General features: G+C 37.3%; 12 protein-coding genes. 4 read left to right on the top strand and 8 right to left on the bottom strand.

Going from position 1 to position 14,351, the window contains the following annotated elements; genetic code table 11:
• Positions 1-99 precede the first annotated feature (99 nt).
• Both EG346_RS02475 and EG346_RS02480 read left to right on the top strand, forming a co-directional pair.
• On the top strand, positions 100-351 hold the full coding sequence (locus EG346_RS02475; protein WP_123876898.1) for a hypothetical protein: 252 nt from the start codon (positions 100-102) through the stop codon (positions 349-351).
• Between the two features lie 128 nt (positions 352-479).
• Positions 480-2,789 (top strand): GAF domain-containing protein, encoded by a 2,310-nt coding sequence (locus EG346_RS02480; RefSeq protein WP_123876899.1) that lies wholly within the window; start codon positions 480-482, stop codon positions 2,787-2,789.
• 124 nt (positions 2,790-2,913) lie between these two features.
• Here EG346_RS02480 and EG346_RS02485 read toward each other — a convergent pair whose 3' ends face one another.
• Entirely contained in the window at positions 2,914-3,837 is a 924-nt protein-coding gene (locus EG346_RS02485; protein ID WP_073331969.1) for a bestrophin family protein, read from the bottom strand.
• A 15-nt stretch (positions 3,838-3,852) separates the two neighbouring features.
• The gene (locus tag EG346_RS02490; protein WP_073331972.1) at positions 3,853-5,034 is read right to left on the bottom strand and encodes a Pycsar system effector family protein; all 1,182 of its coding nucleotides are present in this window, start codon (positions 5,032-5,034) and stop codon (positions 3,853-3,855) included.
• A 26-nt stretch (positions 5,035-5,060) separates the two neighbouring features.
• On the opposite strand from EG346_RS02490, the gene EG346_RS02495 reads away from it, so the two are divergent.
• Together EG346_RS02495 and EG346_RS02500 are read left to right on the top strand one after the other, a co-directional pair.
• On the top strand, positions 5,061-8,774 hold the full coding sequence (locus EG346_RS02495) for a metallophosphoesterase (RefSeq protein WP_123876900.1): 3,714 nt from the start codon (positions 5,061-5,063) through the stop codon (positions 8,772-8,774).
• Between the two features lie 285 nt (positions 8,775-9,059).
• On the top strand, positions 9,060-9,779 hold the full coding sequence (locus tag EG346_RS02500; protein WP_123876901.1) for a hypothetical protein: 720 nt from the start codon (positions 9,060-9,062) through the stop codon (positions 9,777-9,779).
• Positions 9,780-9,808: 29 nt separating this feature from the next.
• Here EG346_RS02500 and EG346_RS02505 read toward each other — a convergent pair whose 3' ends face one another.
• The 6 genes from EG346_RS02505 to ruvX form a co-directional block, all read right to left on the bottom strand.
• On the bottom strand, positions 9,809-10,693 hold the full coding sequence (locus EG346_RS02505) for a YjiK family protein (protein WP_123876902.1): 885 nt from the start codon (positions 10,691-10,693) through the stop codon (positions 9,809-9,811).
• Between the two features lie 2 nt (positions 10,694-10,695).
• Entirely contained in the window at positions 10,696-11,778 is a 1,083-nt protein-coding gene (locus EG346_RS02510; RefSeq protein ID WP_123876903.1) for an FUSC family protein, read from the bottom strand.
• 1 nt (position 11,779) lies between these two features.
• Entirely contained in the window at positions 11,780-12,547 is a 768-nt protein-coding gene (mazG, locus tag EG346_RS02515) for a nucleoside triphosphate pyrophosphohydrolase (protein ID WP_123876904.1), read from the bottom strand.
• A 157-nt stretch (positions 12,548-12,704) separates the two neighbouring features.
• Entirely contained in the window at positions 12,705-13,262 is a 558-nt protein-coding gene (locus EG346_RS02520) for a DUF5606 family protein (RefSeq protein ID WP_073331988.1), read from the bottom strand.
• Positions 13,263-13,341: 79 nt separating this feature from the next.
• Positions 13,342-13,914 (bottom strand): peptide deformylase, encoded by a 573-nt coding sequence (gene def, locus EG346_RS02525; protein WP_073331991.1) that lies wholly within the window; start codon positions 13,912-13,914, stop codon positions 13,342-13,344.
• Entirely contained in the window at positions 13,911-14,327 is a 417-nt protein-coding gene (gene ruvX / locus EG346_RS02530) for a Holliday junction resolvase RuvX (protein ID WP_123876905.1), read from the bottom strand. The genes def and ruvX overlap by 4 nt, the downstream gene beginning before the upstream one ends.
• Positions 14,328-14,351 lie beyond the last annotated feature (24 nt).

Below are 14,351 nucleotides of genomic sequence, written 5' to 3' on the forward strand. Positions count from 1 at the left end.
AATATAATTATAAAAAATTATAAACCTGTATACCAGAAACACTGGGTTTTTATTTTAAATATGCCGGAAAACAGTTAAATTTGAATAACATTGACCACCATGAAAAAAAATCTTATCACTCTATTGACATCTTCAATCATTGCAGCAGTTGTTTTTTATGTAAGCAAAGACAAAACAGATGTGGGCAATTACGGAATGCTTGTAGCGGCAGTTGCTATTATATTTAGCGTCCCATTAATGAAATTTTTGTTTCCGGTAACCAAAGAGTTAAAGATTGGAACATCAGAATTCTATCCTAATCTTTTTCATAAAACTGTAGATTATTTTAAAAAGAAAAGCAACTACAGATAATGCTCTACCGATTTCAGGATTTTGTTTGATAATAAGAAGTAAAGCTGCAATAAAAGATAGTTTTTCACTAATTTATACCCAATCCGGAAGTGTTCTTTTTTTCATAACTTTACTTTAAATTTCAGCTTTTGGCCAATCTTTATAAAAAAGACGCTCCCTTTCAGGTTCTTATCTCATTCGAAAAATATTTGGATGTGCTGGAACATATCCGTTATAACGATCGTTTGGAATACCGTGCCAACTATGCTGAATCATTGATTGACAGTACCAAAAACTTTCAGGAACTGAAAGACGGCTTTCAGGATGTTTCCCTTCTCGAAAAACATAAAGACCTCATCAGACTGTTGCTTGCCGATCTTTTCCCGACGGGATTGACCAATAATGAGATTAAGGCAGCCAGTATTCCGCTTTCCAATGTCACTTTTAACTATACGGAACGTTTTAAAAATATCCTTAAAGATGCAGGAAAAGATTTTGAAATAGAGCTGAGAAATATCGATGACGATGAATTTTATGTATTCTGTTGCTGCCTCATCGTACAAACTTATTTCAAAAGAGACATCAAAAGTAGCATGCCTCTTTATTATGATATCCCGAACAGGCTGGGAATCATGAAACATTATAAGATCACAATCAATTCAGATTTTACGGATCTTTATCCTACTGAAACGGCAAAGATTCCGTCTGATGACATACTGGATATGCTGTTGGAAAATCTCGATGATTTCCAGCTTTGGAAAAAATACTTCCCATCGCAATCGTGGGTGCTTAAAGGTTTTGCTATTATTTCTCTGGTAGACTGTACTTCAGAAGTCGCACTCTCTGACCTCAAGTCGAGTATGATAGAAATCGATCCCGAAGATCTCAGCCCGAATGAAAATCTTGTTGAAATTTTTAAATCTTATTTTGATGTACCGGAGCTTAATTTCGGACTGATGCTTTTCGATAAAAAAGATCAGAAACTGGGAAGACTTCCGATCTATGAAAATATTTTCACCCATCATGTTCTGGATTTCTGGATCAATGCATTTGACGAAGAAACCCGAAAGAGTACATTTACCAATTTAAACCACAATTCCAAACCGATTGTCATCTCGAATGTCAACAATCTGGATGAAAGTATCAAAGCACTTCCTTCCTTCAGTATTTTAAGAGATAATAATATCAACAGCTTCATGGTGATTCCTATCATGAAAGACAATGATCTTCTGGCCATCATGGAATTCACCTCTCCACAAGCCAACAGCTTCAACGGATTAAAGCTGAAAAAAATGGAGTTTTTCACCGATATGATTCTTTTCTCCCTGAACAGATTCAGCTTTGAAAAAAACTACCAGATAGAAGCTATTATCCAGCGCGAATATACCTCCATCCACGACAGTGTGGTGTGGAAGTTCAGAAACGAAGCCGAGAAATATTTCAATGCTTCACTGGGAAAGAAAATGTATACGCTGAAACAGATCTCTTTTAAAAACCTGACTCCATTGTTTGGGTTCTCCGATATCCGTTCTTCTTCAGAAAAACGTTTTAATCTGATGCTTGAAGACCTCAACCAGCAAATTGAAACGCTTCAGGATTTATTTACCTTGATCAATTCTGACTCAGAAAAATATCTCCTGGCACTGGATGTTTTTGAAAATGAACTGAACAACGAGATCAAAGCTGATACGGAACAGCGTCTCCAAAGACTTTTAAGAGAGGAAATCCATCCTTATCTGCAGGGAAAACTGGAAATGAAGACGGACAAAAATATCAAGACCAGGATCAAAAATTATTTTGTACAGGTCTTTACACAAACCGATTTATTTTACGCCAACAGAAAAAGTCTGGATGATTCTATAACACTGGTTAACAGAAAACTGGCCGATATGCTGGATGAAAGTCAGGTTAAAGCACAGCAGATCTTCCCACATTATTATGAAAGATTTAAATCTGACGGTGTAGAACACAATCTGTACATTGGACACAATATTGCACCGGATCTTAATTATACTTCAAAAGAAGTCCACAAATTAAGATACTGGCAGCTTAAGACGATGTGCAATATGGAACGTGAATTTCAAAACTTTAAAAGAGATCTTCCCATCCAGTTAGATATTGCTTCACTGATCTTTGTTTATAATGAAAAAATAGACATCCGCTTCAGAATGGATGAAAAGCGCTTCGATGTAGACGGTGCCTACAATTCCTATTACGAAATTATAAAAAAACGTCTGGATAAAGCCCATGTTAAAGACTCTTCAGAAAGAATCACCTGTCCCGGAAAGATCACCATTGTTTATTTCGGTATGGAAAATCAGAGAGAATATCTGGAATATATCAACAAGCTCCAGAAAAAAGGAATTTTGCAGAATGATGTGGAATTTTTAAAAGTTGAAGATCTACAGGGAATTACCGGACTATTAGCATTGAGGATTTCATTAGCTGATGAATCATAAGCCCGAAAGAAACACCAAATCAAAAGAAGAAATTCTTAGAGCACATTAGAGATTATTATTGCTTATATTTTTTTAGTATTGTGAATTTTCATAATGTCATCTTTTCAACAAAAATAAAAAACCATCAATCGATACAGTAAGAATCCGGCTTTTTAAGCTCATCCTGTGGGATTCCCGCCTGTTCAAAAATAGAATATTCAATGGTTCTGCATATACTGTTCAGCGCCAGATCATTTTCCTCTTCTCCAAACGGTTCTCCTATTTCCTGAATAATGGCATCCAGTGCAATGAAGGTATAACTGATGAGAAGAACGATCAAAGGCATCATCCACCCCAGTGAATCCACCAATCCAAAAGGCAGCCAGAAGCAGTACAGATACACTGTCCGGTGAAGCAAAACGCTGTAAGCAAATGGCAGTGGTGTATTATGGATTCTTTCACACCCTCCCAAAATATTGGAAAACTGGTTCAGCTGATGATCCATAGAAGTCATTACGATGGTGTCGATATTGCCTTTTCGCTGTTGCTCATTCAGCCAGTCTGCAATAAACCCCAGAATAATGCTCGGAATAAATTTTTTGTCCTTCAGCTGTTCTGCATGCTCCGGAGAAAGAAGCCTGGTTAAATGCTCGGTCCCCGATTTGTCTCTTAGCTGGTAATTCAGAGACCAGCCGAATGCCGATATCAATTTAATCATCTTTTCCTTTTCCTCTTTTGATCCTGTTGATGGATCATTGACCAGGGAAAGAATCTGTCTTGTCAGCGATCTGGTTTCAATCACCAGTGATCCCCAGAGTTTACGGCCTTCCCAGAAACGGTCATAACTTGCGGAATTACAGAACCCCATGAAAATAGCCAGCGCGAGACCCAGCAAGGTAAAAATGGTAGGATTAAGATGTACTTTATAATCAAAGATCTTTCCCTTAAAAAAATAAATCGACAGTGAAAATAACAAAATAACACTCAGCTGGACTATAATTTTCTTCAGTACGGAACCTCTCCATATAAACAACATTTTCAGCCAATTGGTCCGCTGTCTGACAATCATCTGTATTTTTTTTAATTAAAGAGTAAGAAAAGCATAGGCAAAAGAAAGCACGGAAATAATGATTCCGGCCATAAAAATCTTATACGTAATTGATAAAAGCTTGTATTTTCTGTCAAGAACTTTTCCCAGAAAATAAAGATCCTTTACCATAGAATCGTAAATGTAATCCCTGTCCTTGATAAGATCTTTCATCGCCGTGTGATAGTCATTGAATATCATTTGGTGAAAATTTCCGAAGAACAGAAGATTTACTTTCCGGTCTGTAACGTCCTGAGCTGTAAAATTAGTTTTGGTTACATTCGGTTTTGTAGACAGTATCGCAAATATAATCGTCAAAACACTTGAAAGCAGCAACACAAAACTTGGAATGATCAGGTGGGCATTCTTAGGAGTATCCAGTTTAGGAACCAGTACAGAAAGACAAACTGAAATAATAATGGCATTAACGGAAAGAAGAATATTCGCTTTGCTGTCTGCAATATCACTCAGTCTCGTATGATTATTCAGAGTAACTCTGAACAGGGTATCAACGCTACGGTCAGATTTTGCTTCTTTAGGTTCTTTCTTATTATCGGACGATTCTTTTTTGTCTTCTTTTTTATCCTCCTCTTTTTCCAGCTTCTTTTCTATCTTTTTGATATTTTTCTTTTTTAACGGCTCCCAGTTCTCCTTTGCATAGTCGGTGTAATAATGGTGTCTGTTTTTAAGCATATCAAGGTTTCCGGCATTCCATTCTTCATTGGAGAAGCATCTTACGTTGGTAAGCTCCCATTCTTTTCTCAGGGCATCGGAGATATCATTATAATCGTGGCTCGCGAAGTGACTGCAATCTGCATCTTTCACAATCTTCTCGAGAAGGTTCTGTGGTTCGTAGGTGATTTTTGTCGCCAGAATCAATCGCGAAACATCTTCGATATAGCTTTCAGGATAATTTTCCTGTTTCAGAAAATCGGCAAGAATGGTCACCCCTTTTTCTTCATGGTTCTGGGCACATTCTACATATCCGGTATCATGAAACCACAGCGCCAGGAGAACTTTTTCCTGATCTTCTTCGGATACAGAAGTATTTCGCATGATCTCCTCAGCCTTATTGACAGTATAGGTCGTATGAATAAAATTATGGTAAAAGTATACAGAAGATAACTTATCTTTGAATAAGATTTCGACATAATCTTTAGCTTTGTGTAAAATGCTCATTCCTGATTTTTTGTTAATGTAAATTTATGAATTTATCCTTTAAAACTCATTTAAAAAATACTTCTATTGCTTTTAGAGCAGTATTGTCTGCAGGAGTTCTTTATTCCTGCGCAACATATAACGTAAAAAAGGGTAAAAACTTATTTGAAGTGGAAAATTCTGATATAAAATCTGAAAATGATTTTAAAATTTTCCTGATCGGGGATGCCGGAAATACGAACGAACCTCAGGCGCAGCACACCTTAAATTTACTCAAAAACAAACTGGATTCCGCAGACAGCAAATCTATGCTGATCTTCCTGGGCGATAATATCTATCCCAACGGTTTACCTAAAGAATCAGATAAAGATTACGCATCAGCGAAACAGAAGCTGGAGAATCAATTGTCCATCACCAAAAATTTCAAAGGAAAAACATTAGTCATTCCAGGGAATCATGACTGGAATAATGGCCTAGAAGGATTAAAGGCACAGGAAGATCTTGTCAGGACTTATTTCAATGATAAAAAATCTTTCCTGCCTAAAAATTCATGTGGTATTGATGATATTAATCTGTCTAAAGACATCAAGCTTATTGTCATTGACACCGAGTGGGCTCTGGTAAATTGGGATCAGTATCCTGGCGTGAACAAAAACTGTCCGATCAAGACCCGCGAAGATTTCTTCACAGAATTTAAAGATCTTGTGACTAAAAATCAGGATAAAAGAATCATTGTTGCTTTGCACCACCCTATCATCAGTAGTGGAACTCATGCAGGCTTCAATTCTGCAAAATCACATCTTTATCCGTTAAAAAGCAAAATTCCGGTTCCGGTAGTAGCCAGTGTGATCAATGTACTGAGAAGTTCTTCCGGAGCAAGTCTTGAAGACATTAATAATCAACATTACGCAGACCTGGCCAACAGGTTGAAAAGCATCGTTCAGGATAAAGAAAATATTATTTTTGTTTCAGGACATGATCACAATCTACAGTATCATGAAGAAAGAAACATCAGACAGATTATCAGCGGTGCAGGTTCTAAAACAGACCCTTCAACCATTGCTGAAAAGACCGATTTCTCTTACGGAGGCAGTGGTTTTGCCGTTCTGAATATCAGAAAAGACCAGAGCACCGACGTTGAATACTTCTCTACAAAAGATAACCAGCTTAAAAAACTTACGCATATTTCGGTGATTTCAAAACCGGATGTATTTGTCAATAATTACCCAAAGTCCTTTCCCCCCACCGTTCAATCCAGCGTTTATCCTGTAGAACTTACCCAAAAAGGCAAAGTCTACCGTTGGCTTTGGGGAGAACACTACAGAAAATATTATGGAATCCCGGTTGATGCCCCTACTGCTGATCTGGCTTCATTGAATGGCGGGTTTAAACCTTTCAGAGAAGGCGGAGGAAACCAATCCAACAGTTTAAGACTAAAAGCAGCAGACGGCCAGGAATTTGTCATGCGTGGCGTGAAGAAGAGCGCGGTACGTTTCCTTAATAATATGGCCTTCAAAAAAAGCACTTTCGGAAATGAACTGAACAATACATTCCCTGAAAAGTTCCTGCTTGATTTTTATACGACCAATCATCCGTTTACCCCTTTTTCAGTAGGAAATATGGCAGATAAGCTGAATATCTTCCACAGCAATCCGAAATTATATTATATTCCGAAGCAATATGCCTTGGGAGAGTACAACAAAAATTACGGTGACGAAATGTATATGATCGAAGAACGCTTTTCTTCCGATCCTAAAACACTCGCTTCACTCGACAATGCCAAAGACATCCTTTCCACAGATGATGTTCTGAAAAATTTCACCAAAAATTACAAATATTCTGTAGACCGGGAATCCTATATCCGGGCAAGAATCTTTGATATGCTGATTGGTGACTGGGACAGACATTCCGACCAGTGGAAATGGGCAGAATATCAGGACGGTGATAAAGTCATTTATAAACCGATCCCGAAAGACAGAGATCAGGCGTTCAGTAAATATGATGGGGCTGCTTTTAAAATTATTATGAATGTTCCGGCCATCCGCCACATGAAAACTTTTAAGGAAGAGATCAAAAACGTAAAGTGGATGAATATGGAACCGTATCCATTGGATCTTATCTTTTTAAAAGGAGCAACTCCGGAGGAATGGGCTGCGCAGGCCAGATATATTCAGGAACATCTTACGGATGCAGATATTGATGAAGCATTTACCAATCTTCCAAAAGAAGTAAAAGATGAAACGATCGCTGATATCCAGAGAAAACTAAAAATCAGAAAAACAAAACTTCAGGACTATACAGCACAGTATTATGATGTACTGCAGAAAAAAGTTCCTCTCGCAGGAACTGTAAATCCAGATAAATTCGTGATTACCAAAGACGGACATTCCGTTAATGTAAAACAATATAAACTGGATAAGAACAAAGAAAATCCTGAATTGGTTTTCGAAAAGACCTACGAAGATTCAAAAACGAAAGAGCTCTGGATCTACGGTCTTGAAGATGACGATATGTATGAAGTTTCGGGTGAAGGAAGACCGAAAATGAACATCAGGCTCATTGGAGGATATAATCATGATGTTTATAATATCGCTGATGGAAAAAGCGTAAAAATTTATGATTTTAAATCTCAGAAAAATACTTACAATGGTTCTGCCACGAAAAATATTTCTGATGATTATGATGTCAATACCTACAATTATAAGCATCCGAAGTATAATTTCTTTGCCGGTTATCCGAATGCAGATTACAATCCGGATGATGGGGTAATCTTAGGGGTTCTGGCTAATTACACAGTGAATAATTTCATCCGTGATCCTTATACTCAGAAACATAGTCTTAAGGCTAATTTTTATACGGCTACTGGAGGATTCAATGTGGCCTATAAAGGAATTTTCAAAAAAGCAATATCGGGATGGGATTTCAATCTTGATGCCGCTTTTACTACGCCAAGATTTGCCGAAAATTTCTTCGGATTATCCAACGAAAGTTTATATGATAAAGAAAATACAGAAAGAGAATACAACAGAGCAAGAATCTCCAAGTTTAATTTTGCACCTTCTATTTCTAAAAAAAGCTGGATGAACCTTCAGCATCAGTTCCAGCTTACGTTTGAGGATAATAAGGTTCAGCGTAATGATGACCGTTTTGTAGACCAGTCGCCGGATGTGAGACCTGAGGTTTTCAAAAGCCAGCAGTTTGCAGGAGCCAATTATACTTTCAGCTTCAAAAACTTAGATAATAAGGCTTTCCCTACCTTAGGCCTGGAGCTCCTTGTAAAAGCAGACTGGAAAACGAATCTTGCCGATACCGAAAGAAATTATTTTACCCTGAACGGAACGCTGGGTATAGATCACAGAATTGACAAAAGAGGCAATTTTGTTTTTGCCAATTCCAGTCATGCGATGTGGATCAGCAATAACAATTTTGAATTTTACCAGGCAGCAAGTATTGGTGGAAATAATGGAATGAGGGCTTTCAGAAATGACAGGTTTTCAGGGAAATCTTATTTCACCAACAATTCTGAGATCCGATGGGATTTCGGAAGGGTAAAAAACAATATCATTCCTGCCAATATGGGGGTTTTGATAGGCTATGATCTGGGTCGCGTATGGAATGACAATGAAGATTCCCAAAAGTGGCATCAATCTGTAGGAGCAGGCTTCTGGATGAGCGTCGTCGATATGTTTTCTGCCAGGCTGAATTACTTCTATGGTTCAGATGGAGGCAGAATTTCTGCAGGCGTTGGGATGACTTTCTAAATTGATCTTTTTTATCACTTATACTTTAAATTTTACACGTAACTGTGGAGAAATATTCACCCTATACATTAAATATCAATATAAAAGAAATTTAAAAATTCATACACTTCATTCGTAAATCACTACAAATAAAGCAAATACGATTTATAAAACGAACTCATATTTTCCACAACTTTCAATAAACACATCCATAGAACTATATGTTTGTACATCTTTTAAAAATTCAATGTTTTAAAAAGAATATATATTTGTTTTAAATTATTTCAACAAAAACAAAACTATAGGATGAAAAAAACGCTATTATACATGGCATTATTTGTCATGTCTTCACATGCGCACGCACAGGTGGGTATCGAGACTCCAACTCCACAACACACATTACATGTCAACGGAAACCTTCAGGTCGTTAAAGACCTTAATGTAGGCGGAACTGCCAAAACCAAAGGAAATTCGGGAAACCGGGGTGAGGTTTTGATGTCCAACGGAGCCGGAGCTGCCCCTACATGGGGAACTATTGAATCTCAGAATTTTTTAAAAGTAGTATTTGTAGGCAATAAAACCGATACAAATCCAAGTTCAGGAAGTTATACCGGTACAGGAAGCAATCCGGTAAGCACTCATGACAGCTACGCGAAGAGCTATGTTTATAATGTAAGCAACAAAATAGACAATACGTATCTGCAGTATAATACCAGCACGGGATTATTCACCGTGGTTAAACCAGGATATTACAACATTGTTCCCTATATTACGTATGATCTTAGCCTGAATGGTGATGGATATACAGCAGGAACAGCAAAGTCGTCTATTCAGAAGGTTTCTCCGGCAACGGAAACACTGGCCTCCATTTCTACAGGGCATGGCGAGCGGACCCTGGCTGTGAACCACAACCTGTCTTCCATTACGTATTTTAATAAGGATGATACCTTCAGGATACGATGTGTTTATACCCAAAGTTTCAGATTATCCGCTGGAAACATTCACATTTCTTATCTTACTCCGTAAAGATATTTTTGAGTTTAACCCTTTTGCTATTATTTAGCCTGAGGGTTAAATTCAAATCTATATACATTACCTCCTGTCTCTTTATCTTTTTCATCAGCAATCAAAAGGGTTTTATCATCAAGGAAAACAACTGCTTCTTTCTGAGAGTTATGATTTAACGGTATTTTTTCAACCTTTGAAGAATTGAAATTATCCGCTGTAAATCCTGAAAGTACATGGATATTTTTATGGGTCAGCAAAACGATTGTATCATTTGTACTGCTCACTGCTGCTGAAGTAATGGCCGCATCACTGTATTTACCTTCAAGCTTTAATTTTCCGATGAGCTTAGCTTCAAAATCACCTTCTTTATTCGGAACCTGGAATACCAGGAAAGTTCCGTCAAAACCTTTGCTTCTATTCTTAGTAAAAAGATAGAAATTCCCGTTCATCTCTACGAAAGCTTCACAGTCGTACAGCCAGTTCGACTTTTTCGGTGGAAACTCTGTTTGTCCTTCATAATGAAATTTTGTAGTTTGGATGGCTCTTGTTGTCTTTTGGGAAGTATCTTTTAAGTCTAATTTCAAAATAGCCAGATTCTGCCTGTTATTGTCATTATTTCCAAAATCACCAATGTAAATATTTCCCTGCCCATCTTTCGTGATATCCTCCCAATCGTGATTTTCAGCATTATCAACCAGAATATCGGTTATCAGTTTACCCTGCATATCCAAACCATACACTACATTTTTATTTCCCTGATCTTCTATAGCCCAAATGGTATTTTTATCCTGAGACAATACGATCCCGGAAACTTCTTTCAGCTTTTTAGGCAAAGAAAACTCTACTTTCAAATCATCAGTTTTAGGGGAATCCTGAGCTTTTGGATTACAGCTCCACAATAAAAAGGCCGATAGGGTAAGAATGCGCAACATAGCTATTTTTTTAATTTTTTAAACTGAAAATACGAGTACCGTATATTTTTCTCTAAGTTATTAATAATCTGCTGATGGTAAAGAAAAAAACCTGCCGCAAGCCCTATTAAACTTCCGACAATCGTGTCCAGAAGTCTTGCATGCATCAGATTTTCAACGTTATGATGTACCAGACTTCCGGTTTCCGTTAAAAGAATCGTTAAAGGCGTTATAAAAATCACCGCAAAACCATAATTCCTTACAATCAGAAGTTCTATAATAAATTGCAGGACCGTGATCATGATGATCATTTCTATCTTGGCAGGATTCAACAACAGGATCAGCCATGCAAAACCTATTCCAATAAAAGTACCGAGAATTCTGTGCATATTACGTTGTCGGACATGTTCAAAATTCCGTCCCTGTATGATGGCTATTGCCGCAATGGAGATCCAATAGGTATTTTCAAATTTCAGAAGATGCCCTGTGATCAGCGTCAGCATCATAAAAAAACCGATAATACTGCTTTCTACAAATTTGGTATACCGTCTTTTATTAAAACTTCTTCTTCTTGGAAGCGATAAGACCTCTTCTTTTTCTATAAAAACAGAGTACAGAAAAGCCAGTGTACATGACAATATAGCTCCCATGGCTACGAGACCTACTCTTATGGGGATCATTTCAAGATCGAACTGATAAGTGCTCGCCATGGCTGCCAGCATGATAAAGAAAAAATTTCCGGGCGGGGGAATTTTAAAATAGGAGGTAATAAAATGAGCCAAAAAAGAAATAATTCCCAAAGACAGTCCTGCCGCATAAACATTAAAACTAAAAAACAGGCTGATGGTAAAAGAAAAAATCATCCCGAAAGCACAGACCGCCAGATGAATCATCCTTTGAGTGATAGGCGCTGAAGTGAAGTATAAAATAGTCAGAGCTCCCAAACTGGACAAGCTGCCATAATTGGGTTTTCCTAAAAAATAGCCTATAAAAAGACAGCTTCCGATACAAAGTGCCGCAAGAAATGGAAAATGCCACTTTCTTTCTGTTTTCTTGAATTCCAGCAGATACTGAAACCGATGATGTACGGGACGCTGAACCTTCATTTTATGACATCAGTTTTGCTTTCTCCCACAAAACATCCATTTCTTCCAGGGACATATCGGCCAGACTGATCTTGGATTCTTCAGCCAGCTTTTCCATTGTCTGAAATCTTGAGATGAATTTTAAATTCGTCCTTTCCAATGCAGAATCCGGATTCAATCCTGAAATTCTTGCATAATTAATGAGTGAGAAAAAGACATCGCCAAGTTCCAGTTCTTTTTTATCTAAATCGGTTTCTTCATGGAATTCCTGAATCTCTTCATCTACTTTTTTCCAGGCATCTTCTGCATCGTGGAATTCAAATCCGATTCCTTTTACTTTATCCTGAATCCTGTAGGCTTTTACCAAACTTGGAAGACTTTTCGGAACGCCACCCAAAATAGAGGTATTGCCTTCTTTCAGTTTCAGCTTTTCCCAGTTCTGTTTCACCTCTTCTTCATCTTTAACCTCCGTATCACCGTAAATATGAGGATGACGGAAAATCAGTTTCTCATTTAAAGAATTGATGACATCAGCGATATCGAAACTTCCTTTTTCAGATCCTATTTTAGAATAAAACACCAAATGAAGTAAAACATCACCAAGTTCTTTTTTGATTTCCTGTAAATCTTCCTGCAAAATTGCATCTGAAAGTTCATAGGTCTCTTCAAGCGTCAAATGACGAAGTGATTGCAGGGTCTGCTTCTGATCCCATGGACATTTTTCACGCAAATCATCCATGATGTCTAATAATCTTCCGAAAGCTTCTAATTTTTCTTGTCTGGTATTCATAGGTCTTTGAAAATTCAAGTATTGCAAATTTAGGGTAAATCTTTATGAATAAAGTTCTTTTGTCCTGAAATCGCAGATCTGGTTTGGTCAAATAAAAAACAAAAAAATCCCTGGCAGAAGTTCTGCCAGGGATTTATATTGTACCATTCGGGATTGATTATCCTTTCTTAGTGTGTGTACTTTTTGGAGCTGCTTTCGCTGCAGAAGTTGCTTTTACTTTTGCAGGAGCAGGCTTTTCTGCTTTTGGAGCTGCTTTTTTAGGAGCATCTTTATCAATGCTTACTTCCCCTTGTTCACCATCCAATGTTTCAGATTCTGCTTTTACGAAGCTTTCAGGAGTGATGTATCCGGCTTTCTGAAGAATATTGTACCACTGAGCCAATTTCTTGATATCTGAAGCATATACTCTGTCTGTATCATAATCAGGAAGAGAAGCCGTCATAAAAACTTTAAGATCATCATCAGAAGATTTGTGAGAAATAGCTTCTTTATAATCATAATTTTTAGCAATATTTTCAAAAACCTCGAATAAAGGAACTTCTTTATCAAATGTAAACATGGCAATATTATCTAACAAACTCACCTGGCTGGAGTTTCCAATGCTTACTTTTTTCTTAGTCGTAACATCTTCAATGATAAAACCGTTTCTTAATTGAGAAACTAATTTGAAAAGTCCTGGCTTTCCAGAAATTGAAATTATTTTTTCTAACAGCATAATTTTATTTTTTGTAAATTCTGCAATCAGCACTGGGCTTTTTGCTGTTTATTATTTTGTTTTTTAATCCTTGTTTAAATTACTTTGGAAATCTCATTTTGTAACTGATGCTTACTTCTCCATTGGAGATTTTCGTCAGCTTACCTTTTACTAATTTTTTCTTCAATACGCTTAAATGGTCTGTGAACAAAACCCCTTCAATATGATCATATTCATGCTGAATTACGCGGGCTCTAATATCGGAAAAAGTTTCTGTATGTTTCACAAAATTTTCGTCATAATATTCAATGACGATCGTTCCCTTTCTTTTCACATCTTCTCTTACATCCGGAATAGAAAGACAGCCTTCATTGAATTTCCATTCTTCGCCTGATTCTTCAAGAATCGTAGCATTAATGAAAACTTTTTTAAAGTTGGCCAGCTCGTCTTTGATATCTTCGTAATCTTCGTCTTCTGCAAGAGGAGTAACATCAATGACAAACAAACGCAGGTCCAGTCCGATCTGCGGTGCAGCCAGACCAATCCCGTTTGCACTGTACATTGTTTCGAACATATTATCTATAAGTTCCTGTAAACCGGGATAATCTTTTTCTATATCTTTCCCTACTTTTCTCAAAACAGGATCCCCAAAAGCTCTTATCGGTAAAATCATCTTATTCTTTGTTCTAAAAAATTCTGCAGTATAATAGTTGCACTTACTTTATCTATCAACCCCTTTTCCTGTCTCTTTTTCTTGCTTTTTCCACTTTGGGAAATAAAAAAAGAAGCCATTTTGGAGGTAAATCTTTCATCCAGGCGGTGGACCGGAATACAGGAAAATTCTTTCTGAAATTCTTCAATGAATTTTAAAATATCCGTCTCCACTGCGGAAACATTTCCTTTCAGATCTGTAGGAAGACCTACTACCACATCATCCACTTTGTTTTCGGTGAAATATTTTTTCAGAAATTCCATCAAAAACCGGGTTTCAACGGTATCCAGGCCACTTGCAATAATCTGCATATCGTCTGTAGCAGCGATACCGCAGCGTGCCTTTCCGTAGTCTATTGCAAGGATCTGTCCCATAAGTGTGCAAATTTAGTAAAATTT

Source organism: Chryseobacterium carnipullorum, assembly GCF_003815695.1.
GTDB classification, from domain to species: Bacteria; Bacteroidota; Bacteroidia; order Flavobacteriales; family Weeksellaceae; genus Chryseobacterium; species Chryseobacterium carnipullorum.

Excerpts from the sequence above, each read along its gene's own strand:
- EG346_RS02495 (WP_123876900.1), top strand. The coding sequence starts at position 5,061 with ATGAATTTATCCTTTAAAACTCATTTAAAAAATACTTCTATTGCTTTT.
- EG346_RS02505 (WP_123876902.1), bottom strand. The coding sequence starts at position 10,693 with ATGTTGCGCATTCTTACCCTATCGGCCTTTTTATTGTGGAGCTGTAAT.
- EG346_RS02490 (WP_073331972.1), bottom strand. The coding sequence starts at position 5,034 with ATGAGCATTTTACACAAAGCTAAAGATTATGTCGAAATCTTATTCAAA.
- def (WP_073331991.1), bottom strand. The coding sequence starts at position 13,914 with ATGATTTTACCGATAAGAGCTTTTGGGGATCCTGTTTTGAGAAAAGTA.
- mazG (WP_123876904.1), bottom strand. The coding sequence starts at position 12,547 with ATGAATACCAGACAAGAAAAATTAGAAGCTTTCGGAAGATTATTAGAC.
- EG346_RS02500 (WP_123876901.1), top strand. The coding sequence starts at position 9,060 with ATGAAAAAAACGCTATTATACATGGCATTATTTGTCATGTCTTCACAT.
- EG346_RS02485 (WP_073331969.1), bottom strand. The coding sequence starts at position 3,837 with ATGATTGTCAGACAGCGGACCAATTGGCTGAAAATGTTGTTTATATGG.
- EG346_RS02475 (WP_123876898.1), top strand. The coding sequence starts at position 100 with ATGAAAAAAAATCTTATCACTCTATTGACATCTTCAATCATTGCAGCA.
- EG346_RS02520 (WP_073331988.1), bottom strand. The coding sequence starts at position 13,262 with ATGCTGTTAGAAAAAATAATTTCAATTTCTGGAAAGCCAGGACTTTTC.
- ruvX (WP_123876905.1), bottom strand. The coding sequence starts at position 14,327 with ATGGGACAGATCCTTGCAATAGACTACGGAAAGGCACGCTGCGGTATC.
- EG346_RS02510 (WP_123876903.1), bottom strand. The coding sequence starts at position 11,778 with ATGAAGGTTCAGCGTCCCGTACATCATCGGTTTCAGTATCTGCTGGAA.